This is a genomic window from Streptomyces altiplanensis, from assembly GCF_053591575.1.
In genome coordinates this window covers 102,175-116,583 of record NZ_JBSFUB010000003.1, presented here as the reverse complement: position 1 = coordinate 116,583, position 14,409 = coordinate 102,175, and the positions used below count along the sequence as shown (strand labels likewise).

13 protein-coding genes are annotated in these 14,409 nt (G+C 72.8%); 7 read left to right on the top strand and 6 right to left on the bottom strand.

Features of this window, described 5'->3' with window-relative positions:
* The first annotated feature begins 304 nt into the window (after positions 1 to 304).
* Positions 305 to 1,195 carry an alpha/beta fold hydrolase gene (locus tag ACWD0Y_RS02195; protein WP_450258575.1) on the top strand — a complete coding sequence of 297 codons (891 nt, stop codon included), beginning with the start codon at positions 305 to 307 and terminating at the stop codon, positions 1,193 to 1,195.
* A 149-nt stretch (positions 1,196 to 1,344) separates the two neighbouring features.
* Here the strand turns inward: ACWD0Y_RS02195 and ACWD0Y_RS02190 are convergent, their stop codons facing one another.
* From ACWD0Y_RS02190 to ACWD0Y_RS02180, 3 genes are read right to left on the bottom strand one after another with little or no spacing between them, the layout of a single operon-like run.
* Positions 1,345 to 3,003: a transporter gene (locus ACWD0Y_RS02190; protein ID WP_450258574.1), complete on the bottom strand. Its 1,659-nt coding sequence runs from the start codon at positions 3,001 to 3,003 to the stop codon at positions 1,345 to 1,347.
* A complete protein-coding gene (locus ACWD0Y_RS02185; protein WP_450258573.1) occupies positions 3,000 to 3,821 on the bottom strand; it encodes an ABC transporter ATP-binding protein in 822 nt (273 codons plus the stop codon). Before ACWD0Y_RS02185 ends, ACWD0Y_RS02190 begins: the two co-directional genes overlap by 4 nt.
* 44 nt (positions 3,822 to 3,865) lie before the next feature.
* Positions 3,866 to 4,549, bottom strand: coding sequence for a bifunctional DNA primase/polymerase (locus ACWD0Y_RS02180; protein WP_450258639.1), 684 nt, complete (start codon positions 4,547 to 4,549; stop codon positions 3,866 to 3,868).
* A gap of 280 nt (positions 4,550 to 4,829) precedes the next feature.
* On the opposite strand from ACWD0Y_RS02180, the gene ACWD0Y_RS02175 reads away from it, so the two are divergent.
* Positions 4,830 to 6,215, top strand: a complete 1,386-nt coding sequence (locus ACWD0Y_RS02175) for a transcriptional regulator (protein ID WP_450258572.1) — start codon at positions 4,830 to 4,832, stop codon at positions 6,213 to 6,215.
* 219 nt (positions 6,216 to 6,434) lie between these two features.
* Positions 6,435 to 8,078: a hypothetical protein gene (locus tag ACWD0Y_RS02170; RefSeq protein ID WP_450258571.1), complete on the top strand. Its 1,644-nt coding sequence runs from the start codon at positions 6,435 to 6,437 to the stop codon at positions 8,076 to 8,078.
* A gap of 104 nt (positions 8,079 to 8,182) precedes the next feature.
* Here the strand turns inward: ACWD0Y_RS02170 and ACWD0Y_RS02165 are convergent, their stop codons facing one another.
* Positions 8,183 to 9,505: an ABC transporter substrate-binding protein gene (locus ACWD0Y_RS02165; RefSeq protein WP_450258570.1), complete on the bottom strand. Its 1,323-nt coding sequence runs from the start codon at positions 9,503 to 9,505 to the stop codon at positions 8,183 to 8,185.
* A gap of 135 nt (positions 9,506 to 9,640) precedes the next feature.
* Here ACWD0Y_RS02165 and ACWD0Y_RS02160 point away from each other — a divergent pair, with 135 nt between their 5' ends.
* Together ACWD0Y_RS02160 and purU are read left to right on the top strand one after the other, a co-directional pair.
* On the top strand, positions 9,641 to 10,123 hold the full coding sequence (locus ACWD0Y_RS02160) for an SCO4402 family protein (RefSeq protein WP_450258569.1): 483 nt from the start codon (positions 9,641 to 9,643) through the stop codon (positions 10,121 to 10,123).
* A 29-nt stretch (positions 10,124 to 10,152) separates the two neighbouring features.
* Positions 10,153 to 11,055 (top strand): formyltetrahydrofolate deformylase, encoded by a 903-nt coding sequence (gene purU, locus ACWD0Y_RS02155; RefSeq protein ID WP_450258568.1) that lies wholly within the window; start codon positions 10,153 to 10,155, stop codon positions 11,053 to 11,055.
* 45 nt (positions 11,056 to 11,100) lie between these two features.
* Here the strand turns inward: purU and ACWD0Y_RS02150 are convergent, their stop codons facing one another.
* Both ACWD0Y_RS02150 and ACWD0Y_RS02145 read right to left on the bottom strand, forming a co-directional pair.
* A complete protein-coding gene (locus ACWD0Y_RS02150; protein WP_450258567.1) occupies positions 11,101 to 12,330 on the bottom strand; it encodes a maleylpyruvate isomerase N-terminal domain-containing protein in 1,230 nt (409 codons plus the stop codon).
* On the bottom strand, positions 12,327 to 12,911 hold the full coding sequence (locus ACWD0Y_RS02145; RefSeq protein WP_450258566.1) for a sigma-70 family RNA polymerase sigma factor: 585 nt from the start codon (positions 12,909 to 12,911) through the stop codon (positions 12,327 to 12,329). Before ACWD0Y_RS02145 ends, ACWD0Y_RS02150 begins: the two co-directional genes overlap by 4 nt.
* A gap of 251 nt (positions 12,912 to 13,162) precedes the next feature.
* Between ACWD0Y_RS02145 and ACWD0Y_RS02140 the strand changes: the two genes are divergently transcribed.
* Positions 13,163 to 13,537 carry an STAS domain-containing protein gene (locus tag ACWD0Y_RS02140; RefSeq protein ID WP_093800374.1) on the top strand — a complete coding sequence of 125 codons (375 nt, stop codon included), beginning with the start codon at positions 13,163 to 13,165 and terminating at the stop codon, positions 13,535 to 13,537.
* Between the two features lie 40 nt (positions 13,538 to 13,577).
* Positions 13,578 to 14,126 (top strand): EF-hand domain-containing protein, encoded by a 549-nt coding sequence (locus ACWD0Y_RS02135; protein ID WP_450258565.1) that lies wholly within the window; start codon positions 13,578 to 13,580, stop codon positions 14,124 to 14,126.
* Positions 14,127 to 14,409 lie beyond the last annotated feature (283 nt).

Sequence of the window (14,409 nt, the reverse complement as noted above, 5' to 3'; positions counted from 1 at the left end):
GTCGGGAGGCTGTCCGTCGGCAAAGGGATGGCTCCGGCGCCCTGAGGCGCCGGAGCCCGTCCTCCCCTGTGCCGACCCGGAGCCCCGAGCTCCCAGGGTCGGCCCCCGCGGACCGTCTTCCCCGAGCGGCCCGCCTCCCGATGAAGATCTCCCCTCGGCAGCGGGAGCCAACCCTTGAGAGTGGTCACTCGAACGAGGGGTGTTGCGCGCCAAAACCGTGTTTTCGAATGCGGGTTCGATAGTCTCGCTGGGCTCGACCACTCATCAATGGACCACCCGGGGGACGAAGGGGGTGCCAGGACATATGGTGCGGCGCATCGATGTGACCGGAGCCGGCGGCGTACGCCTCGCGGCCTGGGAGTTCGCCGACCCGCCCAAAGGGAGCGGAGAGACCGACCGGGCTTCCGGGGTCCTCCTGCTCCACGGACTGATGGGCCGTGCCGCGCACTGGGCGGGCACCGCGCGCTGGCTCTCCGAGCGCTACCGCGCGGTCGCCCTCGACCAGCGCGGACACGGCCGCAGCGAGAAGCCGGCCGACGGCCCGTACACGCGCGAGGCGTACGTCGCCGACGCCGAAGCCGCGGTCGAGCAGCTGGGCCTCGCGCCCGTCACCCTCATCGGCCACTCCATGGGCGCCCTCACCGCCTGGCAGCTCGCCGCCAAGCGCCCCGATCTCGTCCGCGCCGTCGTCATCTGCGACATGCGGGCCAGTGCGCTCGGCGCCGCGTCGCAACGGGAGTGGGAGGACTGGTTCAAGTCCTGGCCCGTCCCGTTCGCCACGCTGGCCGACGTCCGCAAGTGGTTCGGTGAGGACGACCCCTGGGTGGAGCGGCCGAGCCCGGGCCGCGGCGAGTTCTTCGCCGAGGTCATGGCCGAGCGCGCCGACGGCTGGTACCCGCTCTTCTCCCGCCGCCAGATGCTCGCCTCCCGCGAGACCTGGGTGTACGAAGCCCACTGGGAGGAGCTCGCGCTGGTCCGGTGCCCCACCCTGGTGGTCCGCGGCCTCGACGGCGAACTGGGCCGCGCGGAGGCCCAGGAGATGGTCAGGGTCCTGCCGCGCGGGCAGTACGCCGAGGTGGTGGACGCGGGACACCTCATCCACTACGACCGGCCGGACGGCTGGCGCGCCGCGATCGAGCCCTTCCTGGAGGCGACCGCCGAGGAGCCCGTCACCCCGCCCCTGAGCCGCCCCTGAGCCGCCCGGAGGCGCCTGTGAGCCCGCCTCCCCCGGGTGGCCGTCGCCCCCGCTCCGGCGGGCCGCAGGCGGCGGCCGGGCCCAGGGGGAGGGGGCGGCAGGTGCCACCGGCGGGGGCCGGTGGCCGCCGAGCCGTCCGTGCCCGGCGGTCAGCCCTTGCTGACCGCCGTCAGGATCTCCGGCAGCCGCGCCGCCGCCTGCGGCGCCGCCCAGCGCACGCCCGCCCACGAGATCAGCGCGCCGTACGCCGCACCCAGCGGCAGCACCAGCCACAGCCAGCCCCGCCCGTCCGCCACGTGCAGCCAGATCGTCAGCGCGATCAGCGGAGCGCACAGCAGTGCCGCCGCGACCATGCCGCCGAGGATCGAGATCCAGGCGAGGCCCGCCTGCCCCGGAGCGACGTTCTTGTGCGCGCTGTCCTGCGGGATCGAGTACGGGAAGCGCACCGAAGTCACCGCTCCCGTCGCCAGCATCGCGCCCAGCAGCGCGAAGGACAGTCCGAGCGCCTCGGGAAGGGCCCGCCAGTCCCCCACCAGCGCCGCCGTGACCACGGTGACCAGCGCCGTGTACGGAAGCGTGATCACCAGCAGCGCCAGGGCGCGCGCCCGCAGTTCCTCGTACGCGTCCCGTGTGGTGGAGATCGTCGCCGCGACCATCCAGAAGGCGGACGTGTCCTGGCCGAACTGGTTGTACATCTGGATGCCGAGCATCCCGGCCGCGAAGCACGCGAAGTAGACCGTGCCCGTTCCCTGGAGCGCGTTGAACACCGGGACGATCAGCCCGATCGCCAGTGAAGTCACCCACGCGGCCTTGGTCTTGGGGTCCCGCCGCACGTACCGCAGGCTGCGCTCGATCACCGTGCCCGTACGCCCGCCGGGCAGGAACCGGCCGCCGAACCCCGGCGACGACTCCTTGCGGGCCGGCTCGGCGGCCTGGAGCGTCGAACCGTCCGGGGACGTCATCAGCCTGACGAGACTGCGCTCCCAGGACCACAGCAGCGCTGCCAGCGCCGCCACGGCCAGCAGCAGCTGGGCCGCGCCACGGCCGTACGCCCCGTCGCCCACCGCGTCCACGGCGCCGATCGCCGACGCCGGCGGCACCCAGCTCAGTACGTCCGCGACCGGATCGAGCCTCGCGAGCCCGCCCGCGCTGGAGAGCCGCTGCGCGCCGAAGTTGACCACCTGGATGCCGACGGCGATCACCAGGCCGCTCAGCACGGCCAGATCGCGCCCTTTGCGGCTGGTCAGCAGCCGCACGTTCGCCGCCGCCACGGCCCGCGCCAGCGCCACGCACAGGAGCAGCGTCAGCGCCACGGCGAGGACACCGACGGCGGCGGCCGCCGCGCCGCGCGCCACGGCGATCACCGTCCCCAGAGCCAGGCAGAACGTGAACAGCGGTCCGATGCCCACGAGTGACGCCGTCAGCAGCGCCCGGACCAGCGGCCGGGGCCGCAGCGGCAGCATGACCAGGCGGGACGGGTCGAGCGTTTCGTCGCCGCTGGGGAAGAACAGCGGCATCACCGCCCAGCCGACCCCGGCAAGGGCCGTCAGCAGCACCACGACGGTCACCGCGTGCTCGTTCCCGCGCAGCACGATCAGGCCGATCAGCTGGAGCGCCGCGAAGAGCAGCGCGAACACCGCGGACGCGATGTACGCGGCCCTGCGGCCGGACGACTGCCGCAGCCCGTTGCGCAGCAGCGACAGCTTCAGCCGTACGAAGACGGAGGTGATCCCGGGGACGCCCGGCGTGCCCTTCCCCGGAACGGCCGGTTCGCTCTTCCCGGGAACGGCCGTGGCGCCCGCGCTCACCGGGCGCCGCCGCCCAGCCAGTCGAGGCTCTCCCCGCTGTCCCGCCCGTTCGCGCCGACCAGTTCGAGGAAGGCCCGCTGGAGGGAGGGCGCGTCGCCCCGTACCTCTGCGAGCGTTCCCTGGGCGCGGATCTGCCCTCCCGCCATCACCGCGACCCAGTCGCACAGCGACTCGACGAGCTCCATCACATGGCTGGAGAAGACGACGGTCGCGCCGGACGCCGTGTACCGCTCCAGTACGCCGCGGATCGTCTGCGCCGACACGGGATCGACGCCTTCGAAGGGCTCGTCGAGGAAGAGCACTTCGGGATTGTGCAGCAGGGCGGCGGCCAGGCCGGTCTTCTTGCGCATGCCGGTCGAGTAGTCGACGACCAGTTTGTGCTGCGCGTCCGCCAGGTCGAGTACGTCGAGGAGCTGCGTCGCCCGCTTGTCGACCTCGTCGCCGGGCAGCCCCCGCAGCCGGCCGGAGTAGGCGAGGAGTTCACGTCCCGACAGCCGCTCGAAGAGCCGTAGCCCTTCCGGCAGTACGCCGATCCGGGCCTTGACCGCGACCGGGTCCCGCCACACGTCGTGCCCGCCGATCAGGACCGTTCCCGCGTCGGGGCGCAGCAGCCCCGTGACCATCGACAAGGTGGTGGTCTTGCCCGCCCCGTTCGGCCCGACCAGGCCGATGAACTTGCCCGCGGGCAGCTCCAGATCGATGCCGGCGACGGCGATCTGTTCGCCGAACCGCTTCCACAGGCCCTCTGCACGTACGGCGGCGGGCGGCGCAGTGTGCGCTCCGCCCGCCTCTTCCGGTCCCACTGCCCGGTCACGCATGCAGCACAGCCTCCAAGTGTCCCCGTCCCGCTACGGGGAACACCCTACGGTCGGCGTGTGCGCGCCGCGGCTGCCTCTCGCCCGCAGGAATAGGCGAGGGGACTGATCAGTTCCTCCACGTCCGGCAGCCACCGGTTGGCCGGTGTGGGGCGGCGCGCCCACTGCACCGCGCCCATCCCGCCGAGCCGGGTCGGAGGCGCCGCGACGTAGTCGCCCTCGCCCCGCGTCGTCAGGTCGATCGCGGTCGGTGTCCAGCCCAGCTTGCGTACCAGGTCGGGCACCTTGGCACCGGCTCCCGGCAGGACGAAGAACAGCATCCTGCGGTCGGGGGTGCAGGTCACGGGACCGAGCGTCAGCTCCATGCGCTCCATCCTGGCCAGCGCCAGGAACCCGGCCGACTCGGGTACGTCCAGGGCGTCGAAGGAGCGGCCCGTCGGCAGCAGGATCGACGCTCTCGGCTGTTTCGACCACAGGCGGCGTGCCGCGGTGGCGCTGCCCGTCGCCTGGGCCGCCCAGTCGGCGGTGGCGGGGTGCGCGCCGGGAGAGGCGCAGGAGGGGACGCCGCACGAGCAGCGCTCGACCCCCTCGTCCGCCTCCAGCCAGGTACCGGGGAACACGTCCCAGTGCCGTTCTTCCGCGTACCGCACGGCGCTGTCCAGCAGTTGATCGCCGCGCTGATGGGGGATCTGGGCGGCGTCCGTGACTCCGATGGTCTCTTCCACGAACAGCTCAACTCCCGCCGTCACCGCGGGTTACGGGCGTGCGCCGCCTTGCGGGAGGAGCATCGATCCTGCACGCGGGGCGCACCGGTGCATGGCCGGGGGCGCGCATGCGGCTGGAGGGCTGCGGGCGGGTAACCACAGGTACGGAAGCCCGGGAATGACGGCCAAAAGGCCGCCAATACCGTTCTCTTCCGGCATGTTCGGCATTCTCTGCATATCCGCCGGGCAGTGATCAGCGTGATTCAGTCCATGATTCACGGACCACTGCGGCACCAGGGGGTAGTCAATGGCAGCCAGGCCTCTCGTCGCCCGCCAGCCCAACGAACGGTTGCAGGCGCTCATTCAGGAAGCCGGGTGCTCCAACGCCGGGCTCGCCCGCCGCGTCAACATGTGCGGCGCCGAACACGGTCTCGACCTGAGGTACGACAAGACATCGGTCGCCCGCTGGCTGCGCGGACAGCAGCCGCGCGGGCGCGCACCCGGCATCATCGCCGAAGCGATCGGGCGCAAGATCGGCCGTACGGTCACGATCGACGACATCGGCATGGCCAACGGCAAGAACCTGACCTCCGGGATCGGCCTCCAGTTCTCGCCGACCGTGCCCGGCGCGATCGAGCAGGTCTGCGAGCTGTGGCGCAGCGACGTGGGGCGCCGCGATTTCCTGTCGGGCACGACGGTCGCCGCGTCGGCGCTCGTCGAGCCGAGCCGTGACTGGCTGATCACGGGCGCGGACACCCAGGTGGCCAGGACGGCGGGCGGCGGCCGGGTCGGCGCGTCGGACGTGGCGGCGGTACGGGCGACCACGGAAGCCCTCGTGGAGCTGGACCACCGCTTCGGCAGCGGGCACGTCAGGCCGGTCGTCGTGCACTACCTCAACAGCGTCGTGTCCGGTCTGCTCTCCGGTTCGTACCGCGAATCGGTCGGCCGGGACCTCTTCGCGGCGGTGGCGCGGCTGACGGAGCTGGCCGGTTACATGGCCGTCGACACCGGCCAGCCGGGGCTCGCGCAGCGCTACTACATCCAGGCCCTGCGGCTCGCCCAGGCGGCGGACGACCGCGGCTACGGCGGGTACGTACTGGCCGCGTCCATGAGCCACCTGGCCGCCCAGCTCGGGAACCCGCGCGAGATCGCGCAGTTGGCGCGGGCGGCGCAGGAGGGGGCACGGGGACGGGTGACACCGCGCGCGGAGGCGATGTTCTGCGCGGCGGAGGCGCGCGGGCACGCGCTGATGGGCGACGCGCGGGCCTGCGACGCGATGGCGGCCAGGGCGCTGGGCGCGCTGGAGCGTTCCGGGGACGGCACGGGCGACGACCCCGCGTGGATCGCGCACTTCGACCACGCCTACCTCTGCGACGAGCTGGCGCACTGCCACCGCGACCTGGGGCAGGGGGAAACGGCGGCGCGCCGCGCCCAGGAGGCCCTGGACGGTCATCCGGAAACGCGGACGCGGCGCCGGGCGATCGGTCTGGTCGTACTGGCCACGGCGCAGGTCCAGCAGCGCGAGATCGAGCAGGCCTGCGACACGGGCACGCGCGCGGTGGAGCTGCTGGGCACGGTGCGGTCGAACCGGGGGGCGGAGTACCTGGAGGACTTCCAGCAGCGGCTGGAGCCGTACCGCGACGAGCCCGCGGTGCGGGAATTCGGCGCCCGGCTGGAGATGCAGGCGGCGTAGGGACTTTTCCGGGAGCCCGGCGGGGCCCGGCTGGGCCCGGCGGGGCCCTGACGGGGTCCTTAACGGGGCCTTAAGGGCACAACCTGTCACAGGACTCCCCGCCGGACCTCCGGCGGTGTGTGTGGGGACGGTGGGCGCGTGGCAAAGGCGCGGTGTCACCCGGTAGCGTGAACCGACGGTTCCGTAGGTCCACACATACGTCCACACGTAGGAGTCCCGGTGACGCAGAGCGGACAGGGTGACGAGTCGCAGCTTCCCGCTGCGCGGCCGCCCGCGCACGAGGGTGTCGTGCTGCCCGCGGACGGCAGTGGCCCCTGGGTGCCCGGGGCACCCGAGGAGCGGGTGGCTCCGGCGGGTGGACAGCCGTGGGGCGGGCCGTGGGGCCCTCAGCAGCCCGCTGCCGCCCCGCAGCAGCCGCAGCAGCAGTACGGCGCGCCGCAGCCGCAGCCGCAGCCGCAGTACGGGACGCAGCAGTACGGCGCCCAGCAGCCCGGCGCTCTGCCGCAGCCGCAGCCGGGAACGCAGCAGCACCAGCCGCAGTACGGCGCGCAGCCCCTGCCCCAGCAGCCGCAGCCGCAGTACGGTGCCCAGCCGGCACAGCAGCCGCAGCAGCAGTACGGCTCCCAGCCCCTGCCCCAGCAGCCGCAGCAGCAGTACGGCGCTCAGCAGCCGCAGCCCCTGCCCCCGGAGGCCCCCGCCGGAGGCCCGGCGGGCGACGCGGACGCCACGCAGTACCTCCCGCCCGTGCCGCCGGCCGGACCCGGCGCCCTGCCGCCCGAGAACCCGGCGGACTCGACGCAGTTCCTCGGCCGGCACCAGAACGCGCCCGCGCCCGCTCCCGGTGGAGGCCCGGCGGGCGACGCGGACGCCACGCAGTACCTCCCGCCCGTGCCGAACGCCCAGGGCGTTCCCGAGGCGCCCGCCGGCGCCCCCTTCGGCATCCGCCCCGGCGGCCCCGAAGACCGGCAGCCGCCCGCCGAGTTCGACAACCTCTTCCGGGCCGGCACCGGGCCGCAGGCGGCGGAGGCCACCCGGCAGATGCCGCACTTCGACGGACAGCCCCAGGCGCAGCCTCAGCAGCAGCCGCCGTACCAGCAGCCGCAGTTCGGGGCCGCCCCCCAGGGCCGTGCCGCGCGCCGCAACGCCGCCGCGCAGGCTCCGGCCGCGATGCCCGTGCCTCCCGCGGCCCCCATGCCCGCGGCCCCCGCAGGGGGCGCAGGGGCTGCCCCGCGCCGGCGCAACTCGCCCTTGGTGCTGATCGCCGCGGTCGTCGTCGGCTGTTCCGTGCTCGGCCTCGGGGCGGGCGCGCTGCTCAGTGGCGGCGAGGAGGAGAAGCCCGAGGACAAGAAGCCGGTCGCCGCGGTGAGTTCACCGGCGGGCGAGACCTCGCCGCAGGCCGCCCCCGACCCGGCCGAGCCGCAGGCCGAGTCGCTCGACGCGCTGCTCGCCGACAGCAACGACAGCCGCGCCTCCGTCATCAGCGCGGTCCAGTCCATCGGGGCCTGCAAGAACCTGCCGAAGGCGGCGAGCGACCTGCGGGCCGCCGCCAAGCAGCGCAACGAGCTGGTGACCCGCCTCCGGGGCCTGGCCGTCGACAAGCTGCCGAACCACACCGAGCTTTCGGCCTCGCTCACCAGCGCCTGGAAGGCGTCGGCCGCGGCCGACAACCACTACGCCGCCTGGGCCGACCAGGTCGCGGGCAAGAAGGGCTGCAGGAAGGGGCACGCGCAGTCGACGCCGCAGCAGCAGGCGGGCAACCGCGAGAGCGGCAAGGCGTCGCAGGCGAAGAAGGAAGCCGTCGGCATGTGGAACGCGATAGCGAAGCGCTACGGCTTGACGGAGCGCGACGCCACGCAGCTCTGACCGCGGCCGGCGAGCAGGAGCCAGGACGGCAGGACGGCAGGAACAGGGAGGGGGACGGACGCCCGGTCCGGGCGTCCGTCCCCCTCCTCCCGTCTCCCGGTGCGTCAGCCCGCGGAAGGCGCCTGCACCAGCGTCTCGCCCACGTCCACGAAGCCCTCCTTCACCGACACCAGCCGTCCCCGGCGCACCACTTGGAACGTCACGTACCTGTTGACGATGCGCGGAAAGTCCCGTGCCGCCAGCAGGTGATCCAGGCGCCAGCTGAGCGTGGGCGTGAGGCCGCCCGTCTCCACTCCCTCGTTCTGGTTCAGGGCACCGACCACGTCGGACGCCGCAACGCTGTCCGTGCCGTCCTCCGCGAGCGATTCGATGATCCCCTTGAGCACGGTGTACGCGATCCAGGTGGTCTGCACCCCGGTGTCGGCCGGGTCGATCCGGTTGTCCGCGAAGGCGTGTTCCCGGATCACCTTGCGCATCGGGTCCCAGCGCGCGTCGCTCGCCACCGGGTACCAGCCCGTGACGTACGCACCCTCGAAGGGCCCGTCCTTGCCGCCCGTGCGGTCGAGGAGCGGCTGCCCGACGCTGCCGAGGACCGACGCGACCCGGACGTTCCCGTGAACCTCCGGCTCCAGCCTCCGGAACGAGTCGAAGAACGTCTCCGTACGGTCGCCGAGCACCGCCGTGACGCAGCCGGTCCCGGTCCCGTACGCGTCGAAGGCGCCCGCGCTGCTGAGCGCCTCCCGTGCCTGCGCGGTGTAGTCGTTCGCGTCCTCCGCCGCCAGGATGTCGGTGGCCGCCCTGCGGTCGCCCTCCGCGAGGCCCGAACCGAGGAGCGTCGCCAGGTCGTCACCGGCGACCGTGTCGGGGCGTACCAGGGCCACGCGGTCGCAGTCGCGGGCGAGCTGCCTGCCGCTGCCCGCGAGGAGGGCCGCCTGGCCGCCGTTGACGGGGTACGAGAGCGGGCTGTTGAACTCCTTGTCGGAGGCGCCGTAGCCGCCGAGGTAAGGGATTCCGGCGGTCTCCAGCGGCGCCATGAAGGCCCGGCCGTGCTGGCTGTACGAGCCGACGACCGCGATCACACCCTGCCGCACGGCCTGTTTGGCGCACTGGGCCGCGCCGACGGTGGTGTTGTGCTCGTTGCAGGTGACGACCTTGAGCTCGTGACCCGCGAGACCGCCGTTCGCGTTGGCCCAGCGGGCGTAGGCCTTCGCCATGGCGGGCATGCCCGGCATGTTCGTGGCCGGGGTTCCTTCGGGGGCCCACGTCATGACGGTCACGGGCTCCCTGGAGTCCCCCGAGGCCCCAGGGAGCAGTGCGCAGCCGGCGAGCATCGACGCCCCTACCGCCGTCGCCGTACCCGCGGCTATTAAGGCCGCGGCCTTCGAGAGAAATGTGCGGGGAGAGGAAGGGCTTCGCCGTCCGGTCATGTGCGCACACACTTCCGCCCCATGGGTAACGGAGGAGTGAGCATGTCTCAACGAAGAGTGACGCCGAAGTGAATTGCGGGGGCCCGTACGCCCGTGCCGTCAGGGAACGTACGATTTGCAACCGTGCAAGGTTCGATGAACTCTTCCCGTCGCGGCCGTCGCTCCCCCACCATGGGCGGCATGCCGCTCAATGACATGCCGTGGTGGCGCTGGCGCACGAACGTGCGATCCGCGCTGCACATGCTCTCCGACCCCGTCTTCCAGCAGCAGTGCTGGCTGGCGGGCATCGAGGGCTACGGAGACGTGACAGACGCCGTGTACCGGCTGGTCGAGGACACCTGGCTGGACAACTGGTCGGCCGAGAAGTACGTCGGCACGATCTTCCGGGACTCCCAGGAGGCCTCGCTCGTCGACGCCGCGGTCCTGCGGGTGCTGAAGATCATGCACCAGGTGGGCGCGGACGCCCCCGTTTCGGCGTACCTGGAGCACCACGCCTGGCCGGAGGCGGTACGGGCGGCGCGCGAGGCGCATGTACGGCTGGCGGCGAACGACGGGGACGACCCGGACACCGAACCGCGCACGCTGGAGGTCATCCGCATTCTGACCGGGGCGGCCTGACCTCCGCCGGATGTGGAATCCTCGGAGGCATGAGTGCCCCGCAGCCCGCCCCGTCCCTCCTGCCCCCGTCGGACCGGCCCTCCTCGGACCAGTACGTCCTCACCCTCTCGTGCCCGGACAAACAGGGCATCGTGCATGCCGTGTCGAGCTACCTCTTCATGACCGGATGCAACATCGAGGACAGCCAGCAGTTCGGTGACCACGACACGGGCCTGTTCTTCATGCGGGTCCACTTCTCGGCGGAGGCTCCGGTGACCGTGGAGAAGCTGCGGGCCAGCTTCGCCGCGATCGGTGACTCCTTCCGGATGGACTGGCAGATCCACCGCCCCGAGGAGCGGATGCGGATCCTGCTGATGGTCAGCAAGTTCGGCCACTGCCTGAACGACCTGCTCTTCCGGTCGCGGACCGGCGCCCTGCCGGTGGAGATCGCGGCGGTCGTCTCGAACCACACGGACTTCGCCGAGCTGGTCGGCTCGTACGACATCCCCTTCCACCACATTCCGGTGACGCGGGACAACAAGGCGGAGGCGGAGGCGCAGCTCCTCGAGCTCGTACGTTCCGAGAACGTCGAGCTGGTCGTCCTGGCCCGCTACATGCAGGTCCTCTCGGACGACCTGTGCAAGCAGCTGAGCGGCCGGATCATCAACATCCACCACTCCTTCCTGCCGAGCTTCAAGGGCGCCAAGCCGTACCACCAGGCCCACGCGCGCGGTGTGAAGCTCATCGGCGCCACGGCGCACTATGTGACGGCCGACCTCGACGAGGGCCCGATCATCGAGCAGGAGGTCGAGCGGGTGGGCCACGACGTGACGCCGGAGCAGCTGGTGGCGATCGGCCGCGACGTGGAGTGCCAGGCGCTGGCGCGGGCGGTGAAGTGGCACAGCGAGCACCGTGTCCTGCTCAACGGCCGCCGCACGGTGATCTTCGCGTAGGCGCGTAGGCGCGTAAGGCCGGTGAGGCGGGCCGGGCCCACGGGCCTACAGGCGGCTCAGGGACGCCGCCGCGAAGAGCACGTCGCGGATCGCCTCCCGGTCGCCGTTCTGTCCCGCCGCCGCGTCCTGCGGCGGCACGTGGCCCGAGGCCAGCTGGCAGAACTCGACGCCGTCCAGAGCGACATGGGCCACCTTGTGCGCGGCCGAGCCGACCGCCGCCGGGGAGTCCAGCGGGATGTACCAGTCGCCGCCGCCCGCGCCCTCGATCTCCAGGTGGAGCGAGCGGCCGGGCGAGCCCGGCGTCACCAGGTGCCGGGCCGGGGCCGCGAGACCGGCTCTGCGGCGGGCGGCGAGGGTCGCCGGGATCAGCCGGGCGGCCAGATCGATCATGCGGTTGAGGTGCGCGGCGGTCGGCGGCTCGTACGGATAGTGCACCGCGTCCGCGATGTCCTCGGCGTGCACCCAGCACTCGAAGGCGCGGTCCAGCAGCGCGTCGCGCAGGGGCAGGGCGAAGTCGCCGTACGAGACGGAGAGCTCGGCGGCGCCGCGGCCCGCGAAGGACACCGTGCGGATGAGGGCGTGGCTCTGCTCGCGCCACGGTTCGCGGACGGTGCGGGTCGGCGGGAAGCGGGAGGAGCGCCAGTACGACTCGGTGCGCTCCGACGGCGATTCCGGTCCTGCCGCGCCCATCGGGTCGTCGAGGCCGAGCGCCTTCGCGACCAGGCCGTCGACGGTCATCAGGTGGCCGATGACCCCGGCGACGGTCGTTCTGCGGGTCGTCGCCTCCTCGCCGGCGAACCACTTGAGGCGCACCGGCGCGTGCCACTCCGAGTCGCCGATGTCCCGCAGCAGGGCGTCCAGGCGCGCCGTCTCGGCGTCGTACGGCGTGGTCCAGCCGGGGACGGGGACGCGCGCGGGCCGGCGGCCCAGGCAGCCGTCGAGCACGCGGTTGCGCAGCAGCGGGTCGAGGTCCAGGCTGCGCTCGGTGTGGAGCAGGCCGACCGCGTCCCGCAGCCGCAGGGCCTCCTCCGCGCAGGGGGCGCACTCGGTGAGGTGGTCCTCGACCGCCTTGGTCTCGTCGGTCGCGCACGCGGACAGCGCCCAAGCGCCCAGCAGCGACTTGAGCACGTCGTGGGAGAGGGCCTCGGGCGGCGGGGGCGGGACCGCCACCGCCGCCGGCACGTCGAGGTCGTCCGCCGCCGCTCTCGGCGCCGGGATGCGCGGAGTCCGGTCCTCCGGCGGCTCCGGTCCGTCCGGCCCGTGTCCCCCGCTCATCCGTGCTGTCCGCATCCGGGAGGGAACGGCAGACCGTCCTGGTGGTGCGGGTTCGCCGTGGACAGCAGTTGCAGCCCGAGCCGCAGCCGCCTGCGCGCCTCGTCCTCGGTGACCCCCAGGTCGGCCGCCGTCTGCCGGTAGTCCCTGCGCTGGAAGTACGCGAGCTCCAGCGCGGCCCGCAGCGGCGCCGGCATCGACGTCACGATGTAGTCCGCGCGGGCGGCGGCCGAGGCCCTGCGGACCCTCTGCTCCAGCTCCTCCGAGGTGCCGTCGCCGCCGTCCGTCAGTGCCGCGGCCCCGGTCTGCCGCAGCCGCTGCACGGCCTGCCGGTGTGTGAGCCCGGCCACCCAGGACCTCATCGAGCCCTGTTTGGGGTCGTACGCGTCCGGGTTCTCCCAGACGTGACCGAAAACCTCGCGTGTGATCTGGTCGGCGGCCGCGTCGTCGTCGAGCACCCGGTGGGCGAGGCTGTGCACCAGCGAAGCGAACCTGTCGTACAGCTCGCCGAGCGCCGCCGCCTCGCCGCGCGCGAGCCGCTGCTGCATCCTGCGGTCCCAGCGAGGCGGTGCGTCCTTCCCCATGCGGCCCCCAGCCCTGTGATCCTGCCCACCACGTGCCCTGCGCCCCTCGTCACTCCTTTTCGAATGTAGTGCGAGCCGCTGACAACGCATGCCCCTTTACGGTAAGTGTGTCCGCGTCCCGGTCCGGGATGATAATGATCCGGCCCCTCGTTCCGGTCCTTCCGGGGCAGGGAGTGTTTCGTGGGAGAGCGGCGGGGCAGCCGCGAGTGGAAGGACGACTTCCGCATCGGCAGAACGAAAGGTCCGGACGCGTGACGCTGAAGGTGATCGAGGCCGAGCACAACGCCTGGGCCGTACTGCACGTCTCCGGAGAGCTGGATCTGGTGACCTCGCCCGCCGTCCGCCAGCACGTGCACGAAGCCGTCGCGCACGGCCGCCACCGCGTGGTGCTGGACCTGTCCGAGGTTCTCTTCTGCGATTCCAGCGGGGTCGGCGTCATGATCGCCGCCCGCCGTCTGATGCACTCCTGCGGCGGCGACCTGCGGCTGATCCTGCCCGCCCGCGGCGCGGTCGACGGTTCGCACGTCAACCGGGTGCTCGCGGCCCTCGGCGTACGCCGCCTCTTCGAGGTCTTCCCCGACGTGGCAACGGCCGCCGACGACGAGGCGCAGGCGCTCTCCGCCTGAGAGGGCGCCGGTCCGCCCGCCCACGTCGTACCCTCCCTCCATGGACAGCGCAGAGTACGAGCGCAAGACGGCCGCCCGCTTCGCCAGCTTCGACCAGGACGGCAACGGATACATCGACCGCGAGGACTTCAGTGCCGCCGCGGCGGCACTGCTGGCCGAGTTCGGCACGGCGGCCCGCTGCGACAAGGGACAGGCGCTCTACACGGGCGCCGAGGCCTTCTGGCAGGGCATGGCGGGCATCGCCGACGTGGACGGGGACCAGCGGGTCAGCCGCGAGGAGTTCGTCACGGGCGCGGTGAAGCGGCTGGGGGACAACCCGCAGCGGTTCGCCGAGATCGCCCGCCCCTTCCTGCACGCGGTGGTCGCCGTCGCGGCCGAGGAGGACGGCTCGGGAGTCGCCCCGCAGGCCGCGGCCCGGGTGCTGCGCGTGCTGGGTGTGGCCGAGGACACCGCGCAGGCCGTATCCACCGCGCTGGACGCGGACGGTGACGGTCTCATCGGCGAGGAGGAGATCCTCTCCGCCTTCGCCCGCTACTACTGCACGGCGGGACCCGACGACCCTGCCGGCCCCGCCGCCCCCGGCGCCTAGGGCGCACCGCCCCGCCGGGCCGCCGAGTCGGCCCGGCGGCTGATCCTGCGACTGGTGAGCGATTACCGTGCGTCGATATCGGGTTGTGTCCTTCGCGTGACTCGTCACGGCCCGGAGTCGGCGTGCGCTCCGGTACGCTCCGTGGGATGCGAGTGGTTGTGATGCGCAGCTGTCCCGGCGTCGCCCGTGTGGTGACTCCGGGCCGCGGGATGTGCGCCGCTCGCACCGTGCGGGGGCGCCCTGCGTGCCCCTGTTCGACTCCCCGCAACGTGCGTCGCACAGT

Coding starts and splice junctions, on each gene's coding strand:
- ACWD0Y_RS02195 (WP_450258575.1), top strand. CDS start 305: ATGGTGCGGCGCATCGATGTGACCGGAGCCGGCGGCGTACGCCTCGCG.
- ACWD0Y_RS02185 (WP_450258573.1), bottom strand. CDS start 3,821: ATGCGTGACCGGGCAGTGGGACCGGAAGAGGCGGGCGGAGCGCACACT.
- ACWD0Y_RS02175 (WP_450258572.1), top strand. CDS start 4,830: ATGGCAGCCAGGCCTCTCGTCGCCCGCCAGCCCAACGAACGGTTGCAG.
- ACWD0Y_RS02165 (WP_450258570.1), bottom strand. CDS start 9,505: ATGACCGGACGGCGAAGCCCTTCCTCTCCCCGCACATTTCTCTCGAAG.
- ACWD0Y_RS02160 (WP_450258569.1), top strand. CDS start 9,641: ATGAACTCTTCCCGTCGCGGCCGTCGCTCCCCCACCATGGGCGGCATG.
- purU (WP_450258568.1), top strand. CDS start 10,153: ATGAGTGCCCCGCAGCCCGCCCCGTCCCTCCTGCCCCCGTCGGACCGG.
- ACWD0Y_RS02150 (WP_450258567.1), bottom strand. CDS start 12,330: ATGAGCGGGGGACACGGGCCGGACGGACCGGAGCCGCCGGAGGACCGG.
- ACWD0Y_RS02145 (WP_450258566.1), bottom strand. CDS start 12,911: ATGGGGAAGGACGCACCGCCTCGCTGGGACCGCAGGATGCAGCAGCGG.
- ACWD0Y_RS02135 (WP_450258565.1), top strand. CDS start 13,578: ATGGACAGCGCAGAGTACGAGCGCAAGACGGCCGCCCGCTTCGCCAGC.